The sequence below is a fragment of the Saccharopolyspora terrae genome (genome assembly GCF_004348435.1).
Lineage (GTDB): Bacteria > Actinomycetota > Actinomycetes > Mycobacteriales > Pseudonocardiaceae > Saccharopolyspora > Saccharopolyspora endophytica.
In genome coordinates this window covers 1-19,275 of the sequence record NZ_SMKS01000029.1, presented here as the reverse complement: position 1 = coordinate 19,275, position 19,275 = coordinate 1, and the positions used below count along the sequence as shown (strand labels likewise).

Here is a 19,275-nt window from a genome sequence, read left to right as displayed (position 1 = left end):
ACTCCCCGGACTCGTCGTCGCCACCCCATCCAACATCAACTATTCACCGCGGCGCCGCAGAACGCGGCACCGGGTGCCCGCGACCTGCCCGGAATGACCGGGTCGGGTGACAGGCCGCGAAAACGCCCCGTGCCGAGACCGGCACGGGGCGTTCGCGAAATGACAGCTCAGGCGGACTTCTCGCGGCGCTCCCGGCGCGATGCCTGACGGGCCACGATCGTCGGGTTGACGTTCTCCCGCACGGTCTGCTCGGTGATCACGACCTTCGCCACGTCCGAGCGGCTCGGGATGTCGTACATGACCGGCAGCAGGACCTCCTCCAGGATCGCGCGCAGACCGCGCGCCCCGGTGCCCCGCAGGATCGCCTGGTCGGCGATGGCCTCCAGCGCGGTCTTGGTGAACTCCAGCTCCACGTTGTCCATCTCGAACAACCGCTTGTACTGCTTCACCAGCGCGTTGCGCGGCTCGGTGAGGATCTGCACCAGCGACGCCTTGTCGAGGTTCGTCACGCTGGCCACCGTGGGCAGCCGACCGATGAACTCCGGGATCAGGCCGTACTTGATCAGGTCCTCGGGCATCACGTCGGAGAAGTGGTCCGCGGTGTCGATCTCGGACTTCGAGCGCAGCTCCGCGCCGAACCCGACGCTGTGCTTGCCGACCCGCTCCTCGACGATCTTCTCCAGCCCGGCGAAGGCGCCGGCCACGATGAACAGCACGTTCGTCGTGTCGATCTGGATGAACTCCTGGTGCGGGTGCTTGCGACCGCCCTGCGGCGGCACGCTCGCGGTGGTGCCCTCCAGGATCTTCAGCAGAGCCTGCTGCACGCCCTCACCGGAGACGTCGCGCGTGATCGACGGGTTCTCGCTCTTGCGGGCGATCTTGTCGACCTCGTCGATGTAGATGATGCCGGTCTCAGCGCGCTTGACGTCGTAGTCGGCGGCCTGGATCAGCTTGAGCAGGATGTTCTCGACATCCTCGCCCACGTACCCGGCTTCGGTCAGCGCCGTGGCGTCAGCGATCGCGAAGGGCACGTTGAGCATCTTGGCCAGCGTCTGCGCCAGGTAGGTCTTGCCGCAGCCGGTCGGACCGAGCATCAGAATGTTGGACTTGGCCAGCTCGACGGCCTCTTCACCACGCGCCTCACGCCGCTCACCGGCCTGGATGCGCTTGTAGTGGTTGTAGACCGCGACCGAGAGGTTGCGCTTCGCCGGGTCCTGCCCGATGACGTACTGGTCGAGGAACTCGTGGATCTCCGCCGGCTTGGGCAGCTCGTCGAGCTTGACCTCACCGGCCTCGGCCAGCTCCTCTTCGATGATCTCGTTGCAGAGATCGATGCACTCATCGCAGATGTACACGCCGGGGCCGGCGATGAGCTTCTTCACCTGCTTTTGGCTCTTCCCGCAGAAGGAGCACTTCAGCAGGTCGCCGCCGTCACCGATACGTGCCATGACCGCTGACCCCGTCCCCTCCGGCGCGCCCTCCGAGTAGCGCGCCTGACCGTATGTGCCTCCGACGGTACCTGTCGTTCCCCGAGTTCGGGGAGACTCACAGTGTCCGCCATCGCCGAGCGTGCTGTGACCAGCCTCGCGTTCGGCGTGTCGCGGTCCCGGTGGCCGGGCGCGCCGCCCGGTCCATCCGAAGGACCACCGACCGGAACTCACCCAGCCGGAACGTTTCCCGGGGACCCGCAAGCCCCCGGGAAACGCCACGTCAGGACTGCTGTGCCGAGAGCTTCCGGTACGGCACGACCTCGTCGATGATGCCGTACTCCTTGGCCTGCTCGGCGGTGAGGATCTTGTCGCGGTCGACGTCCTCGTGCACCTGCTCCTTGGAGCGCTTGGTGTGCGTGGCCAGCGAGGACTCCATCAGGTCGCGCATCCGCTGGACCTCGGCGGCCTGGATCTCCAGGTCGGAGACCTGACCGTAGATGCCCTCCACGGACGGCTGGTGGATCAGCACGCGGGAGTTGGGCAGCGCCTGGCGCTTGCCCTCGGTGCCCGCGGCCAGCAGCACCGCAGCCGCCGAGGCCGCCTGGCCCAGGCAGATGGTGCGCACGTCGGGACGAACGTACTGGATGGTGTCGTAGATGGCCATCATCGCGGTGAACGAGCCACCGGGGGAGTTGATGTACATCTGGATCTCGCGGTCCGGGTCATCGGACTCCAGGAACAGCAGCTGCGCCATGACGTCGTTGGCCGACGCGTCGTCGACCTGGACGCCGAGGAACACGATGCGCTCCTCGAACAGCTTGTTGTACGGGTTGGACTCCTTGACCCCGTACGCGGTGCGCTCGACGAACGACGGCAGCACGTACCGGGACTGAAGAGACTGGTAAGGGTTCACGACGGGTGACTCCTCGTAACTAGGTCCGGGTGCGGGAGGGGTGATCAGCTGGTCGGCAGGTTCGCCGCGCTCGCCACGTAGTCCACGAGTCCGTAGTCGCGGGCTTCCTCGGCGGTGAACCACCGGTCCCGGTCGAAGTCGGTCATGATCGTCTCGACGGACTTGCCCGTCTGCCCGGCGATCAGGCCCGCCATCTCTTCCTTGTGCTTGGTGAACATCTTCGCCTGGATGGCGATGTCAGCCGCGGTACCACCGAGGCCCGCCGAAGGCTGGTGCATCATGATCCGCGCGTGCGGCAGCGCGAAGCGCTTGCCCTTGGCGCCCGCGGACAGCAGGAACTGGCCCATCGAGGCCGCCATGCCCATCGCGACCGTGGCCACGTCCGGCTTGATCAGTTCCATGGTGTCGTAGATCGCCATGCCCGCGGTGACCGAACCGCCCGGCGAGTTGATGTACAGCGAAATGTCGCGATCCGGGTCCTCGGCCGCCAGCAGCAGCAGCTGCGAGCAGATCTGGTTCGAGATGTTCTCCTCGACCTGGGAGCCGAGGACGATGATCCGCTCCCGCAGCAGCCGCTCGTAAACCGAGTCGTTGAGCGAGAGTCCGTTCGTGCCCGTCCGCATGGACGGCGCCTGCGCGTTGGACGCCGGAACAGTCAGGTGCTGCGTCACGTCTCCCCTGCCTTCTCCCACAATGGGCCCTTGTCCACCCTGGTCAGTCGGGTCTTGCCGGAGCTCGTCGCAGTCCTTCCAAAGTGGACCCGACGAACCACCGGGTGTCCTCGGTGACCGCAGGTGATGTCCTGCTTCCCTACTCGGGTGATCCGCTACAACCGACCCTAACGAACGTGGGCGGCACCAGCTTCCCAGTACCGCCCACGTTCGCTTAGAGCATGCATATCAAGTTGTTCGGCGAGAGCCGGGTCACTCCTTGGCGGACTCCGCCTTCGCGTCGGTGGCCTCGGCCTCAGCGGCCTCGCCCTCGACGACCTCGGGGGTCTCCTCGCCCTCCTGCGGGCCGAACAGCTCGTCCATGTCCAGCGCGTTGCCGGCCGAGTCGGTCACGGTGGCCTGGCGGACCACCGAGAACAGCGCCTTGCTGCGGCGGACGTCGGCGAACAGCGCGCCGATCTGGCCCGACTCCTGGGCCTGCTGGACGAACTGGTCCGGGCTCATGCCGAAGCGCTGCGCCTGGTAGATGATCCGCTGCGTCAGCTCCTCGTCGGAAACCGACACGCCCTCTTCATCGGCGATGGTGTCCAGCACCAGCTGGGTGCGGACGGCCTTCTCAGCCTCGTCGCGGGTCTCGGTGTCGAACTGCTCGCGGTTCTTGTCCTGCGTCTCGAGCCAAGCCTCGAAGGCCTTCTCGTCGTGGTCGAACGGGTGCACCGCGTCGTGCTGGCGCACCTCGATCTCCTGCTCGACGACCTTCTCCGGCAGCGGGACCTCGATGGTCTCCAGCAGCACGTCCAGGACCTTGTCCCGGGCCTGCATGCCCTGCTCCATCTTCTTGACCCGGCCCAGGCGCTCGCGCAGGTCGGCGATCAGCTCGTCGATCGTGTCGAACTCGCTGGCCATCTGCGCGAACTCGTCGTCGGCCTCCGGCAGCTGGCGCTCCTTGATGGAGTTCACCTTCACCGAGACCTCGGCGTCCTTGCCCGCGTACTCGCCCGCCACCAGCTTCGTGGTGAAGGTCTTGGTCTCGCCCTCGGTCGCGCCGATCACCGCGTCGTCGATGCCCTCGACGAGCTGACCCGAGCCGATCTCGTAGGACAAGCCGGAGGTCTGAGCGTCCTCGACCTCTTCACCGTCGACGGTGGCCGACAGGTCGATGCTGAGGAAGTCGCCCTCCTGCGCCGGGCGCTCGACGCCGGCCAGAGTGCCGAAACGAGCGCGCAGCGAGTCCAGCTGCTCGTTGACGTCCTCTTCCGCGACCTCGACGTCGTCAACGCTCACCGACAGCTCGCCGAAGGCGGGCACGGTGATCTCGGGGCGGACGTCGACCTCGGCGGTGAACGCGATCTCCGCGCCGTCCTCGATCTTGGTCACCTCGATGTCCGGGCGACCGAGGGTGCGCAGCTCGTCGCTGTTGACAGCCTCCAGGTACTTGGCCGGAACCGCCTCGTTGACGACCTCGTCGAGCACGGGCCCACGACCGATGCGGCTCTCCAGCACCCGCGCCGGGACCTTGCCCGGCCGGAAGCCGGGAATGCGGACCTGCTGGGCGAGTGCCTTGTACGCGCGGTCGAAGTTCGGCTTGAGCTCGTCGAACGGCACCTCGACGTTGATCCGGACGCGCGTCGGGCTCAGGTGCTCGACGGTGCTCTTCACGTGGTCTCCTAGTGCGAACGTGCTTGATTCCCCGGCGCTGGCTTCAGGGCGCGGCCAAACACCACGTCCAATGCCGGGCTGACCACCGAGTCTATTGCTTCCCACCCGGGCACGGGGTCCGGGGTTGCGACAAAGGGGTCGGGCTGGGTCGTCGAGCCGCTCAGCGAACCGGCGGACCACCGAGATCCGTCGGCGTCGACGCCGTCACGATGCCCGCCGCCGGAGACGACGCGGGAGCGGAGGGCGGGCCGGGAACCCACAGGGAGATGGCGATCAGCGCCACCACGGCGGCGCACAGCACCGCGCACACCACGGCTGCCGACCGCTGAACGCCGGGCCCGGCCAGAATCGCATCACGCACGCAGGGGAAATCGGCCCGGTTCACCAGGTCGTTACCGAGCCCAGTCACCCGTTGCGGTGTGAATCACTCCCGAGCGGGCTCCGCTGATAAGCGAAACCGGCCACTCGCGAAACCTGCGAGCGGCCGGCCGACACGTCGGGGTGGCGGGATTTGAACCCACGACCCCTCGCACCCAAAGCGAGTGCGCTACCAACCTGCGCCACACCCCGTCCGACGTGCGACGCACCCGGGACGACCGGGTGCGTTGCGAAGAGCCTATCGCGACCGGTTAAGCTAGGGCACGCAAGGTCACCAACGGACCGCGGCAACCCCGCGAAGACCAGGTGAAACCGGCACGCGGGCGTAGCTCAATGGTAGAGCCCCAGTCTTCCAAACTGGCTACGCGGGTTCGATTCCCGTCGCCCGCTCCGAACAGGGCGGAGACCCCGGTGAGCCCACCGGGATCTCCGCCCTTCGTCTTGTCCGGACCCCGCACGCGTGAGGCGGCTGTGGGCCTTCGAGGCCCTTGTGACCAGCTGGGAAAACCCGTTGGGCGTTGGCCGCCGGGTGGGGGATGCTGGAAGCGAATCCGGATTCCGAGCAGGGGGTTACGTGCGGCGGCTCGAGTACAAGTGGCTGGTCGGCATCACGTTCGTGCTGGCGCTGATCATGCAGATCCTGGACGTCACGATCCTCAACGTGGCGCTGGCCACGCTGGGGCGCGAGTTCCAGGCCGAGCCCGCCCAGCTCCAGTGGGTGCTGACCGGTTACATGGTCAGCCTCGCGGTCTTCATCCCCTCGTCCGGCTGGATCGCCGACCGCTTCGGCAGCAAGAAGACCTTCCAGGCTGCGGTGATCATCTTCACCCTCGCCTCGATGCTGTGCGGGATGGCGATGTCGATGGAGATGCTGGTCGGCTCCCGCATCCTCCAGGGCGTCGGCGGCGGCATGCTCGTCCCGGTCGGGCAGGCGATGATGTTCCGCGCCTTCCCCGCTCACGAGCGCGCGAAGGCCGGAGCGGTGCTGGCCATCCCGATCACCGTCGCGCCGATGCTCGGCCCGCTGCTCGGCGGCGTGCTCGTCGAGTACGCGAGCTGGCGGTGGATCTTCTTCATCAACCTGCCGGTCGGGGCGCTCGCGCTGCTGTTCACGATCCTGTTCCTCAAGGAGGAGTCGACCCGGGATCCGGGCCGCTTCGACGTGCCCGGCTTCGTGCTCGCCGGCGCGGGCCTGGCCACCCTGCTCGTCGGGCTGGACCAGGGTTCGCAGATCGGCTGGACCTCTCCTGCGGTGTGGCTGAGCCTCCTGGCGTCGGTGCTGCTCATCGGCGGCCTCGTGTGGCGGGAGCTCACCGTCACCTCGCCGATGCTGGACCTGCGGCTGCTCGCCGACCGCCTGTTCGGCACCGGCAACCTGCTGCTGCTGTGCATGACCGGCGCGATGTTCGGCGTGCTGTTCCTCATCCCGCTCTACCTGCAGACGCTGCGCGGCGTGTCGCCGATGTTCACGGGGCTGACGCTGATGCCCCAGGCCATCGCGATGCTGGCCACGACGCAGGTCGTCAGCCGCGCCTACGGGCGCATCGGCCCGAAGCGGCTGATCATCGCCGGGTTCGTCGTCCAGCTGATCATCGGCGGACTGCTGCAGTTGCAGAACCTGAGCACCCCGCTGTGGGTCCTGACGTTGATGCTGGCCACCCAGGGCGTGGCGATGGGCCTGCTCATGACACCGGTGCAGACGGCGACGTTCGCCGCCATCTCCGGCCCGGCGATGGGCATGGCCAGCTCGATGTTCAACGTCACCCGCCAGGTCGCCACGGCGCTGGGCACCGCGGTCGTGGCGACCGTGCTCACGGTGCTGATGCAGCGCGGCGAATCCACTGTGGACCCAACCGTGCCTGCGATGGTGGCGGACGCTCAGATGAGCGCCTTCCACGGCGCGTTCCTGGTCTCGGTGGTCTTCGCGGTGCTGGGTATTGTGCTGGCATTGCGGGTGCGCGACGCCGATGCCGCGGCCACTCTCGACCGCCCGAAAGCCGCAGCACGGCAGGGTGAACCCGAGCCGTCGGAACCGTGAGATAGGTCAAGCGCGCCCCACTTCCGGACACGTCCGGGCACTATGTGAGGGGTGACCGACATGCCACATGCCGATCAGGTTCGCAATCACACGCGCTGGCGCACCGACTGGCACGCGGGCCGCACCGGATACGCCTGGGTGCTGCCGCTGGCCGACCAGGCCGGCCTGCGCAAACTGGTCAACGACTACCAGTACGCGCTGCGCGATCTGCCCGGTTTCGACCTGGTCCCGCTGGAATGGATGCACATCCTCGTGCAGGAGATCGGCTTCACCGACGAGGTGGACTCCTCCCGCATCGAACCGCTGCTGGAGGCCGCACGCCCGAAGCTCGCCGGGGTGCTGCCGCTGACGCTGGCGTTCCACCACGCCGTCGTGCTGCCCGAGTCGCTGTCGCTGCCCGCCGAGCCGCAGTCCAGCGTGCTCGACCTGCGCGCGGCCGTCCGCGAGGCCACCTCCGAGGTGCTGGGCGCGGACGCGGTCCCGTCGGAGCCCGAGGACATCGACAAGCACGTCAGCCTCGCCCACTCCACCACCGACGGCCCGGCGATCTTCGCCATCGCGACCCTGCAGGCCACGATCGTCGAGTCGGCCACCGCGAAGGTCTCGGCGTTGTCGCTGGTCAAGATGAGCCGCGACCACTCCAGCACCGAGTGGGAGACGATCGCCGAGGTCCCGCTCGGCGGCTGAAAACCGGTCGCTTCCCGATCGTCGGCGCTGTACCAATGCTTCATGGGGAATCTTGAAGCGAGGAAGCTCGGCGCCGGCGAGCTGGACGAGTTCGTGGCGGTGCTCGCGGCCGCGTTCCTGGAGGACGCGGAGGAGGACCAGGCCCGGTTCCGGCCGGCGGTCCCGTTCGTCACGGCCCTGGGGGCCTTCGACGGCTCGGAGATGATCGGTTCCGCCGGTCACTACAGCACCGCGATCACGCTTCCCGGCGGGCGCGCGGCGCCGCTGGGCGGGGTCACGCTCGTGGGCGTCAAGCCGGGGCACCGCCGCCGCGGCGTGCTGACCTCGCTGATGCGCGAGCAGCTCGACGGCCTGCGCGAATCGGGCGTCGCGCTGGCCGCGCTGTACGCCTCCGAGGGCGCCATCTACGGCCGCTACGGCTACGGCACGGCGACCTTCGAGAACCACCTCACCCTGCCCTCCCGCGCCCGGTTCCACCCCGACGTCGAGGTCGACGAGCGCCCGGTGCGCGAGGTCGACCGGGACAGCGCGCTGCCGGTCATCCACGAGCAGCACGCGCGCATCGCCGCGAGCAGGATCGGGTGGATCGAGCGCGGCGACGGTGCGTGGGAAACGCTGGAGCTGATGCGCCAGTCCCGCAACGGAGGCGCCTCGTCCCGCTACGCGCTGCACCCCGAGGGACACGTGATCTACCGGCCGACCCGGAAGTGGACCGAGCGCGGCCCCGACTACCAGCTGGAGATCACCCACCTGATGGCCGAGACCCCGCAGGCCTACGCCGCGCTGTGGCGGTACCTGATGGAATTCGCCCTGGTCCGCGAGGTGCGGTGGAACAAGGCCGCCCTCGACGAGCCGATCGTGCGGATGCTGGCCGACCCGCGCGCCGCCGAGCAGAGCATCGTCGACGGTCTGTGGCTCCGGCTGGTCGACGTGCCCGCCGCCCTGGCCGCCCGCGAGACGGGCTCCGACGTCGTCGTGGAGGTCAACGACTCGTTCTGCGAGTGGAACGACGGCCGCTGGCGGCTCGACGGCGGATCCACCACGGCCCCGGCTCAGCTGGCGCTGGACGTCGCCGACCTGGCCGCCGCGTACCTGGGCGGCAGCACGCTGCACCAGCTCGCTGCCGCGGGGCGGGTCCGCGAGCTGGAGCCGGGTGCGCTGAGCGCCGCGTCGCGCGCTCTGGCCACCGATCACGCTCCGAGCTGCCCGGACGCCTTCTAGCGCCCCCCTCACGCGGGTACCGTCGGAGGTATCGGTGCCCCGGGGAGGCAGGGATGACCAGTGCACTCGTAGTTCTGCTGATCGTGCTCGTCGTGCTGGGCGCCACCGTGTGGTGGTCCTGGCAGAAGATCCTGACCCGCCAGCGCAAGCAGCTGGAGGACGACAAGGCCGAGGCCCGGCGCTGGGTGGAGCGTCTGGGCGGTCAGGTCCTCAACCTGATCGGCACCAACGAGGCCGCCAAGCAGGCCCTCGCCGACGCGTCCGAGCGGCACGGCGCCGCGCTCTCCCAGCTCGACCAGACCACGACCTCCACGCAGGCCCGGCTGACCTCGGAGTCGGCGATGGAGGGGCTCTACTACGTGCGCGCCGCGCGCGTGGCGATGGACATGGATCCGGGACCTGAGCTGCCCGCGCTGTCCGGTCAGCGCTACGCGGGTCGCGTCAGCGAGGACCGCGAGGTCGAGATCGACGGCCAGGTGCAGGTGGCTTCACCGGAGCCGAGCGAACGCACTCCGCACTACTACCCGGGCGGCACGGTGGCCGGGAAACCCGTCCCGCAGGGCTGGTACAGCGATCCGTGGTGGAAGCCGGCGATGGCCGCGGGCATGTGGACCGCGGGCTCGTACGTGATGATGTCCGCGATGTTCGTGGGCATGACCAGCGTCCCGGCCGAGGCCGCCTACGCGGACGGTTTCGCCGACGGCTCAGCCGCAGGCGACGCCCCCGGCCCCGGCGGAGACCCCGGCGCCGCCGACACCGGAGGCATGGACGGCTTCGACTTCGGCGGCTTCGGCTTCTGAGTCCTCACCCATGACGGCTCAGGTTCTCGGCCTTGAGAATGTCGTTGCAGGTGACACAGGTTGGGAACAGAATCCAGTCGAGATCGCTGGGCTGGGCGAGGGCGACGCGCTCGCCGCACACTGAGAGATCGGCGCGCTTGCCGTCCCAACGAGCTCCGCGGAAGGCGTGACGCACTCCGCCGGTCCGCTCACGATTCGATACCAGCCAGAAGTGCCGTTCCGATCGCGACCCGATTCGCGCTGAGCTCTCAGAAGGGTTGCCGCTGTTCATGGTCACCACGTCGTCGTCGCCATGCGTTGAGCGGAGGCCATGCACGTCATGCGCATGGCACGCGCATGGTCCGCATGCGTTAGCGGGCGGCGAGCGTGGTGAGCAGGCCTTCGAGGCTGTGGGGCGCGCGGAGCCTTCTCGCCGTGGTGGCGGCGTCGCTCAATCGCTTGCTCGCTCGGGCTGAGGTGACCTCCGCTGCTAGCTTCGCGACCTGTTCCGCGGCACGTTCCGCTTCCGACCACGAGCGGACTTCGACCAGCGCGGAGACCAGACTCACCGCGCCCAGGTAGGACGCCCACCGGTACTCCGCGGGAATCCCTTCGAGCGCAGCGGCATAGCAGTCCACGGCACGTTCCGGGAGGCCGATCGCGCGCCACATGCCGCCCTCGTGAACGGTGAGTTCGCGCAGGTCCACCCACCAAGCCCATTCCGGGTCCGTGCTCTGGACGCTGGAATCGACCTCCGCTTGAGCCCGGTGGATGAGCGTGATCGCGCGGTCGTCGCCCAGATCGGCGGCGGCGCGGGCTCGGCGGAGCGCCGTCATAACTCGCACCCGCGGGCTGAGCGGGAACCGTTCCATGAGCTCGACCGTGCGCAGGGCTTCCCGCGCTTGCCCGGTCTCCTGCGCCAGCAAGGCCATGTTGCCCAGCAAGAACAGTTCCATGCCGGTGTTTCCGGCGAGCCTGGCCAGGTGAAGCGCCTCCAGGTTGAGCGTTCGGGCCTTCTCGTGCTGCATGGCGTCGAAGGCGAGCCATCCGGCGACTTCCCCGAGTTCCGCGACGGTGGCGGTGAAGTCGGTTTCGAGCGCGGACGGGTACTTCCCGGCTGCCAGCCGCGCGGACGCAGTCCGGAACATGCGGGTCGCCATCGGGACGAGGTCCGCACCCCCGTACCGCCCGTCGAGCTGAACCAGGTGCACGATGCTCGCGCGCAGTTGATCAACGTAGTCGCCGGTCACAGGATCGTCGCTGGGCGGAAGCAGTGCGGGTCCAGCCGGGAAGGCACTGCGGACGAGGTCTCCGCCGCCGTCCAACACCTCATCCAGGCGCTCGACCAGAGCCCGAGCTGGGACTGCGCGGTCGTTCTCCCAGCGGGACACGGCCGATTGGTCAACGTGGACGCGCTCGGCCAGTTGTGGCTGCGTCAGTCCCGACGCCGCGCGGTGCCGCCGCAAAATCCGTCCGAACGACTCGTCGGTCATGGGTACCGCACCTCCCGCCCGAGAACTCGCCCTATGCGGGCGCGTGATCCAGATTACCGAGCGCGTGGGGCCGACGTTTCGGCTGAGCCGCTGGTCACTCGGGCTGGCAGGTGGGGCACCAGTAGAGCTTGCGGGCGGAGAGGTCGGTGGTGAGGACCTCGTCTCCGCAGATCAGGCAGGGCATTCCGGCGCGGCGGTAGACGTAGACCTCGCCGCCGTGGCGGTCCTGGCGCGGGGCCCGGCCGGTGGCTTCGGGGAGGTGCTCCGGGCGAACGGTGTCGATGCGGCCGACCTTGACGCCGTCGGCCATGAGCTCCACCAGGTCGGCCCAGATGAGGTCCCAGCGCTGCCTGCCGAGGTCGCGGCCGGGGGTCATGGGCGGGATGCCGTGCCGGAACAGGACTTCGGCGCGGTAGACGTTGCCGACCCCGGCGAGGATCTTCTGATCCATCAGCAGGGCGGCGATGCTGGTGCGCGACTTCGAGATCCGCGCCCACGCCCGCTCCGGCTCGGCGTCGTTGCGCAGCGGGTCGGGTCCCAGCCGGTCGCGCACGGCGGTGACCTCGTCGGGGGTGAGCAGTTCGCACTTGGTGGGTCCGCGCAGATCGGTGAAGTGCGTGGGACCGACGATGCGCATCCGCACCTGACCGCGCGGTTCGGCGACCGGCAGCTCGCTCTCGGTGAACGTGCCGTACAGCCCGAGGTGGACGTGCACGACGCGGTCGCCGCCGTAGGAGTGGAACAGGTGCTTGCCGTGCGCCTCGGCCCGCTCGAACACGGCCCCGTCCAGCACCGACGCGCTGGAGGCGAAACGTCCCTGCGGACTGCTGACCCGAACCGCGGTGCCCGCGAACAGCTCGTGGTGCACCCCGGCGAGCCGGTGCAGCGTGTGGCCTTCCGGCAAAACCCGTCCTCCCGAACTCGTCGTGCGCGGGAGAAAAGTCAAGCACACGCCGCCGGAAGGCCCTGCCAGGGGAGCCTCAGATGAGGACCCAGACCACGATCGATTCCAGCAGGTAGATCACCGTGCACCACAGGGCGATCCACAGGCCCCGACGGACCGGGCGCTCCACGTGGCGGAGGAATCCGGCGAGGAACGCGACCAGCACCACCGCGACCGCGCCGGCGATGAGCCACAGCCCCGCACCCAGCCCGCAGTCCGGCTCGGGGCAGGTCGAACCCGGACCGCCGATCAGCATCGGGGACAGGGCGCTGTTGGCGAAGAACAGCACGCCGACTCCGACGGCGGTCGCGAGCAGTGCTGTGAGGGCGACGTAGAGACGCATCGTCGAAGTCTCCCAGAGATCATCCGGCGACAGCACTAGGATCCACCCGTGAGCAACGGGTGGATCGAGGTGGCTGAGCGGGTTTTCGCCCGCCGCCACGCCGAACTCGACCTGACCACGGGCCTCGTCGTCGGTGACGAGGCCGCGCTGCTGATCGACACCCGGGGCGATCACCGCCAGGGCGCCGAACTGGCCGAGGCGGTCCACCAGATCACGCGCGCACCGCTGCGAATCGCCCTCACCCACGGGCACTTCGACCACTGCTTCGGCACTTCTGCGTTCCTGCCCGCACCCGTCTGGGCCCACCACCGGTGCCCGGACTTCCTCGACCGAACCGCCTCCGCACAGCGCGAGCACTGGGTCGAGCACTACCGGGAGCAGGGCGATCCCGACACGGCCGACGCCCTCGCCGCCTCCACCCCGGCACCCCCCGACCACCTCGTCACGGACGCGGCGGAGCTGGACCTGGGCGGACGCGCGGTCCGCCTGCACCACCCCGGCCTCGGCCACACCGACCACGACCTGGTCGTCGAGGTTCCCGACGCCGCTGTCGTCTTCGCCGGGGACCTCGTCGAGCAGGGCGCTCCCCCGGACTTCGAAAACGCCCACCCCCAGCACTGGCCCGCCGCGGTGGAAGCCCTGCTCGCCCTGAACCCCACCACCGTCGTCCCGGGCCACGGCATCCCGGTCACCCCGGACTTCGTCCGCGCCCAGCACGCGGAACTGACCCTCCTCGCCGAGGTGTGCCGAGGACGGCTTCCGGCCGCCCGATCGCCCTTCCCGGACGACACCACCCGCGTCGCGCTGGGCCGTTCAGCCCAGTGAGATGCATCGTTCGGCCGCATTGTGCGGACCAGTGGCACCGATACGCCGAGGCACACGTCAAACTGACCGGAGCGATCAAATCCGCACTGCACGTGCTGTTGAGCCGGGGGAAGGCTGGACATGTCTGGACGGGACTTCGACGGGTCGAGCGAGGAGAAGGTCGCGCGGAACGCTGCGCTGCGGAGCCAGATCGACGACATGCTCGATGATCTGCGCAAGCGCACCGCCGATCTCCAGGAGAAGCAGGCCGCTGCCGCTCAGCAGACCTTCGAGGCTTCGTCCGACGACGGCATGGTCAACGTCAGGGTGGACGCGACCGGGACCGTGCAGGAAGTCCGGCTGTCGGACAAGGCGTTCGAGCGCACCAATCCGGAGAAGCTGGCGCGCAGCATCACCAGCGTGATCCGCGAGGCGTCCGGGACGGCGCAGCGGCAGCTGCAGAGCACCTTCGCGGCGGAAGCCGACGTGTCGAACGTGCCGGAGGTTCCCGGGGTTCCGTCGTTGCAGGGCCTGCTCAACAGCGGACCGCTGGTCGAGCCGCCGGATCCCGGCGCCGAACGCGCCCGGCGCCGCAGCGAGGAGGCCCAGACCGGGCGGGCCGCGTCCGCGCCGCAGGTGCAGGCCGCACCCGACGACTGGGACGACGACTGGGAGAGCAACCGCAGAGGGGGCCGCCGATGAGCGGGAAGATGCGGATGCAGCCCGAGGAGATTCGCTCGGGCGGCAAGAAGATCGGCAACTCCGGGGACGACCTGGATCGGATCCTGAGCACCCTGAAGTCCTTTTTGGACGGTGAAGGCGAGTGCTGGGGAAACGATGAGGCCGGCCAGACGTTCGGCGGCGACTACACCAAGGGCCGCGACAGCGTGCTGGACAGCCTGAAGAAGGTCGTCAAAGCGCTCGGCGACATCGACGACAACCTCAAAGCCACCGCCGACGACACCGAGTCCGGCGACACCCAGTCCGCAGGCGGCATCGGCAAGGCCGGCTCGGACATGCCCCGGTAGGGAGTTGACTTCACTTGAGCATCGAGATGCCCGACGAGGTCAAGTGGCTGCTGCCGATCGTCGTCGGACAATCCTGGCCCGAAGGTGACGAGGACGCCATGCGTCGGATGGCCGACGCATGGCGCACCGCCGCCGACGGCATCGACGGGGTCCAGAGCTCCGCCAACGGTGGCGCCCAGCAGGTCAAGTCCGCGATGGAGGGCAAGACCGGCGAGGCGTTCACCAAGCTGTGGAAGGACATCGGCGACGGCGGCGAATCAGCGCTGCCGAAGCTGAAGGAGGCGTGCGAGAAGCTCGCCAAGTCGTGCGATGACGCGGCGCTGGACGTCGAGCACACCAAGCTGACCATCATCGCCTCGCTGATCGCGCTGGCGATCCAGATCGCCGCGATGCTCGCCGCCGCGCCGGTCACCTTCGGCGCCTCCACCGCCGGCATCGCCGCAGCTCAGGGCATCACCCGCGTGGTGGTGCTGCAGATCTTCAAGCAGCTGGTCTTCAGCATCCTCAAGAACGTCGCCATCGAGGTCGCCACCTCGGTCGCGATCGAGTTCGCGGTGCAGGGCACGCAGGTCGCCATGGGCAACCGCGACGGGCTCGACGGCGGCAAGTTCAAGGAAGCCGCGATCAGCGGCGCCATCGGCGGTGCCGTGGGCGGCGTCTTCGAGGGCGTCGGCAAGTCCGTCGGCAGGGGCGCCGGGGACGCCGTCGGCGACGCGGCCGGTGACGCCGCGGGCAACGCGGGCACCGCCGCCGGGCGCGCGGCGGGCGACGCCGCAGGTGACGCGGCCGGTGAGGCCGCCGAGAGCGCCGCGAAGTCCATCGGCAAGGAAGCTCTGAAGGAAGGCGCCCTGGGCGCCGCCCAAGGAGCGGTGGGCAGCGTCGCCGAGCAGGCGATCATGGAAGGCAAGATCGACTGGGGCGATGTCGGCACCGGGGCGATGTCCGGCGGCGCCACCGGCGCCGGCATGGGCGGCCTCGGCGCGGGCAAGGAGCACTTCGGCGGCAACGTCGACGTGCCCGACACCGACGGAGGCTCGTCGGGCTCCGGCTCCTCGTCTTCCTCATCGGACTCGGGCAGTTCTTCGTCTGACTCGGGCGGTTCCTCGTCTGACTCGGGTTCGTCCTCGTCCGGCTCCAGCGACTCGGACTCGGGTGGTTCGTCCTCCGACTCCGGCAGTTCTTCGACGTCGGATTCCGGTGGTTCCACGTCGTCGGATTCAGGCACGTCCGCGTCTTCGTCCGACAGCGGGTCCTCCCGTTCCGACTCGTCCGGTGACTCGGGCGGGTCGTCGTCGGATTCGGGTTCCGGCGGTTCGTCGGACTCCAGCAGGTCCTCGGACTCGACCGCGAGCACCGCGGATTCCTCCAACGGCTCCGGCCCCTCGGACAGCTCGGCCTCATCCGGCTCGGACCGCTCGTCCGGCGGCTCCTCGGAGAGCTCGTCCAGCGGCTCGCCGGACAGCTCGAGCAGCCCCGATGCCAGGTCCGCGTCCGACGGCGGTTCTTCACCTTCGGAGCCGCGGTCGGCTTCCGACTCGCCGTCCACCTCCTCGGACAGCGGCTCGGCGAGCTCCGATTCCCGATCCGCGTCGAGCTCCGACGGCACACCGTCCGAGAGCGGTTCCAGTCGAAGCGATGCCCCATCCCCTTCGGACTCCGGCGGTTCCGCACCATCCGGTGGCGATGGGGGCGGCTCCCCGCGCTCGACCGACTCGAGCGACTCCGGATCACGCGAATCCTCCGGCAGCGGAGGAACTTCCGGCGCGGGAATGGCGAGCGCAGGCGGCGGGGGATCGTCGAGCTCGCACTCGGGTGGTTCCGGTGGCGGCTCGTTCAGCGGCACGCTGCCCAACGACTCCGACCGCACGCCGAGCACGCCCGCGGGCACGACAGCGTCCAACGTGGACGCTCCGGCAGCACCTGCGGCCTCGGCCGCTCCGGGCGTGGCGGGGCCTGCTCCGACCGCACCGCGCAGCGACCAGCCGGCCTCCGGTGGCGCGATGGGCGGCGGAATGGGCGGCTCCCCCGGCGCGGCGGGCGGGGGCGGCTCAACGCCTTCCGCAGGTGGTGGCCGTCCCGGCGGCAGCGGCGGATGGACCGGCACCGCAGGCTCACCTGGTGCCGCGCCTCGCGGTTCCGCCGACGCTCCCGCGCGCCCGAACACCAGGCCGGACGGCGGCGTCCCGCAGCAGAGGCCCGGCCCGACGCCGTCGCGTCCGGACAGCACTCCGGCACGACCTGATGGTTCGCAACCCAACGGCACGTCGCCGCGACCGGATGCGCCGGCATCGCGACCCGACGGCCAGTCCCAGCGTCCCGATGCCTCGCGCCCCGGCGGCCAGTCACAGCGTCCTGACGCTCCGGCGTCCCGGCCCGAGGGCGCACAGCCCGCCAACGGTCAGGACGGCCCCGGGCAGCGCCCCGACACCGACGGCACGCGCCCGGACAGCGACAAGCCCGACGGCAACGACGGTTCCGATCCGCACGGCGACAGGCAGGACGGCCCGGACCGCCACGACGACGCCGACCAGCCCAAGGACGCCGATCCGGGCACGCCGGAGCGCCAGGAGCAGATCGACACCGCCGAGGCCAACCGGCAGGAAACCCCGGCCGGCTCGTCGTTCCACGACGACCCCAACATGCGGGACCTGGCCAACCGGGTCCCGGACGACGGCGTCCACCACACCGTCGACGTCCACGCCTTACCCGACGGCCGCGTCCGCATCGGCGACAACACCTTCTCCGCGAAGGAATTCGCCGACATGCTCCGCCGCGACCCCAACTTCGACGGCAGCAAACCGGTCCGCCTCCTCTCCTGCGACGCGGGAACCAGCGGCCTCGCCCGAGACCTCGCCAACGAACTCGGCACCCCGGTCACCGCACCCCGAGGCCTCGCCTGGACAGACGGCAACGGCCGGGTCTTCGCCTCCGACATGGGCCCCGACGGCCGCCCCGGCTGGCCCCCGAACGGAGGCTGGGACACCCACCACCCCGACGGCACCACGACGTCAGCCAGCAACGACGGCTTCCACCCGCCCCGCGACGGGGAGGATCCAGGCCAGAGGCCGGAGGATGCTGAGGCTCGGGGGCAGCGCAACACCGACGGTCGCCTCAGTGATGAAGAACGGCAGCAGCGCAAGGACAAGTTGCCCGACACCCACCGCATGTACGGAGATTCGGAAGCCCGTGGCAATCCCGGCCACGCAGGCAATCCACTTCGGTGGGACCAAACGGCCGACAACGGCAACGGTGATTGGGTGGCGCCGCCTGATGGGCCGCTCCAGCCGATTCCTGGAGTGACACCCGATCACATCAACGGGCAGATGCTTGATTTCGTCTACGGACAAGACCGCCCGAGTTTCTCCGCCTCCACCCGGTACACGGTCTACAGCCGGACAGAGATGAACCCAGACGGGTCGTACGTGTGTGCCACCTCAGGCGAACGAATCCCGGTCCAGCCCGGAACCCCACCTCAGTTCTACGAGGTGGCCGCCGATGGCCGCCGCACTCCCACCGAACCACCGGAATGGTTCACCCGGGGGGAAGAACCCCCGCCACCACCGCATGACAAGGTCGCAGGCCCCCAGTTCTACGAAATCAACGACAAGGGACAGCGAGCCGCGACAGATCCCCCGGATTGGTTCTTGAACGGTGAGCAGCCCCCTGCACCGCCGCACTCCAAGTTCGCCCTTCCAGAACCCGAATCCGCCCACATGGGACATGACTACGACTACGAGTACTGGCGACAGCAGCGGTTCGGACTCTTCCACGAGATGACGACGGAGCAGTATCGGGCGATCTACGACAACCCCGATCACTACCGGCTGGAAGCCAAAGCAGCAAATGAGGGACACGGGCATGAATCTACCGAGCCGGGTTATGGACGTTATCCGGATCTTGCCCGCCAACTCTTCCCAGAGGCGGACTTCAAATCGATCGATATTGCTCCAACCGATCCGAACGAGGTTTACAAGGGATCGAAGAAGCCGGGCGACCCCAGACATGGCCATTGACGCCCACAAGATCACCGGTGGACGTCCGCACGTAGACTGAAGTTGCTTGCGGACGCCACTTTCGAAACCCGAGACGATCGGAGAGTTACATGGGCACGCCGACAGGGTCGAGTGGAGTGCTCGGTCACCTTGAACACCACCTCGGGCCGGTCCAGCGCGTCGAGTCCGCACAGTCCGACCAAGGCAACCGCGGATACGACCTGACCTCCTTCCACCGGGACGAGCCGCCGATCAGCACGATCGTCACGAATGGACTTCGGTTCCAGACAATCACCTCGATGCTGCCCGAAGAACTCGCCTGCTCGCTCTGGGACGGACAGGAAAACGTGGCTCAGTACCTTGTGGATTCGACCGCTTCCATGATCTTGAAGAACGGTCGCGGACTCGAATACGGAATGGTGATCGAGAACCGCCAGCCGATCGTCAACGGCACGGAAATTCAAGCCGTCCTCGCCCACCAAAGCCCCTTCTTCGGCGGCTCGTTCGATGTGTTCCCAGACAACAATCAGCCTGAACTGCAGATCATTTCGCTCATCCCCATCACTTCCGGTGAAGCCGGGGTCGTGCACAGCGAGGGGCCGAGCGCGCTGTTCGAACGCTTCAAGGAGAACCAGGCGAACATCCTCGACGTTCGGCGTCCAGCAGTCGCCTAGTTGTATGAGGCCGTGACGTTGGTGACGCCGGTGGGGAGTCGGGATGCTGGTGGCTGATCTCCGGCGGCGGTGTGTGGCCGATGGTAGTTGTAGTACACGTTCCAGATCGCTAGGGCTGCGGTGCGGTGGTGCTCGCTGGTCCAGACGCGGGCATAGAGGAACTCTTCGGCCAGGATTCGGTTGTAGCGTTCGATTTTCCCGTTGTGGCGTGGGGTGTAGGGC

19 protein-coding genes, 2 tRNA genes and 1 pseudogene are annotated in these 19,275 nt (G+C 68.8%); 10 read left to right on the top strand and 12 right to left on the bottom strand.

Going from position 1 to position 19,275, the window contains the following annotated elements; translation table 11 throughout:
- Nucleotides 1-167: 167 nt before the first annotated feature.
- From clpX to E1181_RS17305, 6 genes are all read right to left on the bottom strand, one after another.
- On the bottom strand, nucleotides 168-1,448 hold the full coding sequence (gene clpX, locus E1181_RS17330) for an ATP-dependent Clp protease ATP-binding subunit ClpX (RefSeq protein ID WP_132621009.1): 1,281 nt from the start codon (nucleotides 1,446-1,448) through the stop codon (nucleotides 168-170).
- Between the two features lie 262 nt (nucleotides 1,449-1,710).
- Nucleotides 1,711-2,343, bottom strand: coding sequence for an ATP-dependent Clp protease proteolytic subunit (locus tag E1181_RS17325; protein WP_132676021.1), 633 nt, complete (start codon nucleotides 2,341-2,343; stop codon nucleotides 1,711-1,713).
- 44 nt (nucleotides 2,344-2,387) lie between these two features.
- Entirely contained in the window at nucleotides 2,388-3,014 is a 627-nt protein-coding gene (locus E1181_RS17320) for a ClpP family protease (RefSeq protein WP_132676019.1), read from the bottom strand.
- Between the two features lie 252 nt (nucleotides 3,015-3,266).
- A complete protein-coding gene (gene tig, locus E1181_RS17315) occupies nucleotides 3,267-4,673 on the bottom strand; it encodes a trigger factor (protein ID WP_132676017.1) in 1,407 nt (468 codons plus the stop codon).
- A gap of 160 nt (nucleotides 4,674-4,833) precedes the next feature.
- Nucleotides 4,834-5,034: a hypothetical protein gene (locus tag E1181_RS17310; RefSeq protein WP_132621001.1), complete on the bottom strand. Its 201-nt coding sequence runs from the start codon at nucleotides 5,032-5,034 to the stop codon at nucleotides 4,834-4,836.
- 135 nt (nucleotides 5,035-5,169) lie between these two features.
- Nucleotides 5,170-5,243, bottom strand: a tRNA-Pro gene (locus E1181_RS17305).
- Between the two features lie 127 nt (nucleotides 5,244-5,370).
- On the opposite strand from E1181_RS17305, the gene E1181_RS17300 reads away from it, so the two are divergent.
- The 5 genes from E1181_RS17300 (at nucleotide 5,371) to E1181_RS17280 (ending at nucleotide 9,797) form a co-directional block, all read left to right on the top strand.
- Nucleotides 5,371-5,441, top strand: a tRNA-Gly gene (locus tag E1181_RS17300).
- A 184-nt stretch (nucleotides 5,442-5,625) separates the two neighbouring features.
- Nucleotides 5,626-7,089, top strand: a complete 1,464-nt coding sequence (locus tag E1181_RS17295; protein ID WP_132676015.1) for an MDR family MFS transporter — start codon at nucleotides 5,626-5,628, stop codon at nucleotides 7,087-7,089.
- A gap of 60 nt (nucleotides 7,090-7,149) precedes the next feature.
- Nucleotides 7,150-7,776 carry a 2'-5' RNA ligase family protein gene (locus E1181_RS17290; protein WP_132676013.1) on the top strand — a complete coding sequence of 209 codons (627 nt, stop codon included), beginning with the start codon at nucleotides 7,150-7,152 and terminating at the stop codon, nucleotides 7,774-7,776.
- 42 nt (nucleotides 7,777-7,818) lie between these two features.
- Nucleotides 7,819-8,997: a GNAT family N-acetyltransferase gene (locus E1181_RS17285; RefSeq protein WP_132676011.1), complete on the top strand. Its 1,179-nt coding sequence runs from the start codon at nucleotides 7,819-7,821 to the stop codon at nucleotides 8,995-8,997.
- 53 nt (nucleotides 8,998-9,050) lie between these two features.
- Complete coding sequence (locus E1181_RS17280) at nucleotides 9,051-9,797, top strand: hypothetical protein (protein ID WP_132676009.1); 747 nt, start codon at nucleotides 9,051-9,053, stop codon at nucleotides 9,795-9,797.
- A gap of 4 nt (nucleotides 9,798-9,801) precedes the next feature.
- Here the strand turns inward: E1181_RS17280 and E1181_RS17275 are convergent, their stop codons facing one another.
- The 5 genes and pseudogenes from E1181_RS17275 to E1181_RS17260 all read right to left on the bottom strand — a co-directional run bounded on the left by E1181_RS17275 (nucleotide 9,802) and on the right by E1181_RS17260 (nucleotide 12,555).
- Nucleotides 9,802-10,068 carry a hypothetical protein gene (locus E1181_RS17275; RefSeq protein ID WP_132676007.1) on the bottom strand — a complete coding sequence of 89 codons (267 nt, stop codon included), beginning with the start codon at nucleotides 10,066-10,068 and terminating at the stop codon, nucleotides 9,802-9,804.
- Between the two features lie 79 nt (nucleotides 10,069-10,147).
- A complete protein-coding gene (locus tag E1181_RS17270; RefSeq protein WP_235876841.1) occupies nucleotides 10,148-11,026 on the bottom strand; it encodes a hypothetical protein in 879 nt (292 codons plus the stop codon).
- Nucleotides 11,027-11,086: 60 nt separating this feature from the next.
- A pseudogene (locus E1181_RS32930) lies at nucleotides 11,087-11,269 on the bottom strand (helix-turn-helix domain-containing protein); the annotation flags it as partial.
- Nucleotides 11,270-11,363: 94 nt separating this feature from the next.
- The gene (locus E1181_RS17265) at nucleotides 11,364-12,173 is read right to left on the bottom strand and encodes an Fpg/Nei family DNA glycosylase (RefSeq protein WP_132676003.1); all 810 of its coding nucleotides are present in this window, start codon (nucleotides 12,171-12,173) and stop codon (nucleotides 11,364-11,366) included.
- A gap of 76 nt (nucleotides 12,174-12,249) precedes the next feature.
- Complete coding sequence (locus tag E1181_RS17260; RefSeq protein ID WP_132676001.1) at nucleotides 12,250-12,555, bottom strand: hypothetical protein; 306 nt, start codon at nucleotides 12,553-12,555, stop codon at nucleotides 12,250-12,252.
- Nucleotides 12,556-12,603: 48 nt separating this feature from the next.
- Between E1181_RS17260 and E1181_RS17255 the strand changes: the two genes are divergently transcribed.
- From E1181_RS17255 to E1181_RS17235, 5 genes are all read left to right on the top strand, one after another.
- Nucleotides 12,604-13,380 carry an MBL fold metallo-hydrolase gene (locus E1181_RS17255; RefSeq protein ID WP_132675999.1) on the top strand — a complete coding sequence of 259 codons (777 nt, stop codon included), beginning with the start codon at nucleotides 12,604-12,606 and terminating at the stop codon, nucleotides 13,378-13,380.
- A gap of 120 nt (nucleotides 13,381-13,500) precedes the next feature.
- Nucleotides 13,501-14,061 carry a YbaB/EbfC family nucleoid-associated protein gene (locus E1181_RS17250; RefSeq protein WP_132675997.1) on the top strand — a complete coding sequence of 187 codons (561 nt, stop codon included), beginning with the start codon at nucleotides 13,501-13,503 and terminating at the stop codon, nucleotides 14,059-14,061.
- Entirely contained in the window at nucleotides 14,058-14,387 is a 330-nt protein-coding gene (locus tag E1181_RS17245) for a WXG100 family type VII secretion target (protein ID WP_235876840.1), read from the top strand. Before E1181_RS17250 ends, E1181_RS17245 begins: the two co-directional genes overlap by 4 nt.
- Nucleotides 14,388-14,401: 14 nt before the next feature.
- Nucleotides 14,402-18,400 carry a WXG100-like domain-containing protein gene (locus E1181_RS17240; RefSeq protein ID WP_132675995.1) on the top strand — a complete coding sequence of 1,333 codons (3,999 nt, stop codon included), beginning with the start codon at nucleotides 14,402-14,404 and terminating at the stop codon, nucleotides 18,398-18,400.
- 89 nt (nucleotides 18,401-18,489) lie between these two features.
- Complete coding sequence (locus E1181_RS17235; RefSeq protein WP_132675993.1) at nucleotides 18,490-19,053, top strand: suppressor of fused domain protein; 564 nt, start codon at nucleotides 18,490-18,492, stop codon at nucleotides 19,051-19,053.
- Here the strand turns inward: E1181_RS17235 and E1181_RS17230 are convergent.
- A partial coding sequence (locus tag E1181_RS17230; protein WP_132675991.1) for an integrase core domain-containing protein occupies nucleotides 19,050-19,275 on the bottom strand: 226 nt, incomplete at its 5' end. The two genes, E1181_RS17235 and E1181_RS17230, sit on opposite strands and share 4 nt — an antisense overlap.

Coding starts and splice junctions, on each gene's coding strand:
- E1181_RS17275 (WP_132676007.1), bottom strand. CDS start 10,068: ATGAACAGCGGCAACCCTTCTGAGAGCTCAGCGCGAATCGGGTCGCGA.
- E1181_RS17290 (WP_132676013.1), top strand. CDS start 7,150: ATGCCACATGCCGATCAGGTTCGCAATCACACGCGCTGGCGCACCGAC.
- E1181_RS17280 (WP_132676009.1), top strand. CDS start 9,051: ATGACCAGTGCACTCGTAGTTCTGCTGATCGTGCTCGTCGTGCTGGGC.
- E1181_RS17235 (WP_132675993.1), top strand. CDS start 18,490: ATGGGCACGCCGACAGGGTCGAGTGGAGTGCTCGGTCACCTTGAACAC.
- E1181_RS17250 (WP_132675997.1), top strand. CDS start 13,501: ATGTCTGGACGGGACTTCGACGGGTCGAGCGAGGAGAAGGTCGCGCGG.
- E1181_RS17285 (WP_132676011.1), top strand. CDS start 7,819: ATGGGGAATCTTGAAGCGAGGAAGCTCGGCGCCGGCGAGCTGGACGAG.
- clpX (WP_132621009.1), bottom strand. CDS start 1,448: ATGGCACGTATCGGTGACGGCGGCGACCTGCTGAAGTGCTCCTTCTGC.
- E1181_RS17245 (WP_235876840.1), top strand. CDS start 14,058: ATGAGCGGGAAGATGCGGATGCAGCCCGAGGAGATTCGCTCGGGCGGC.
- E1181_RS17260 (WP_132676001.1), bottom strand. CDS start 12,555: ATGCGTCTCTACGTCGCCCTCACAGCACTGCTCGCGACCGCCGTCGGA.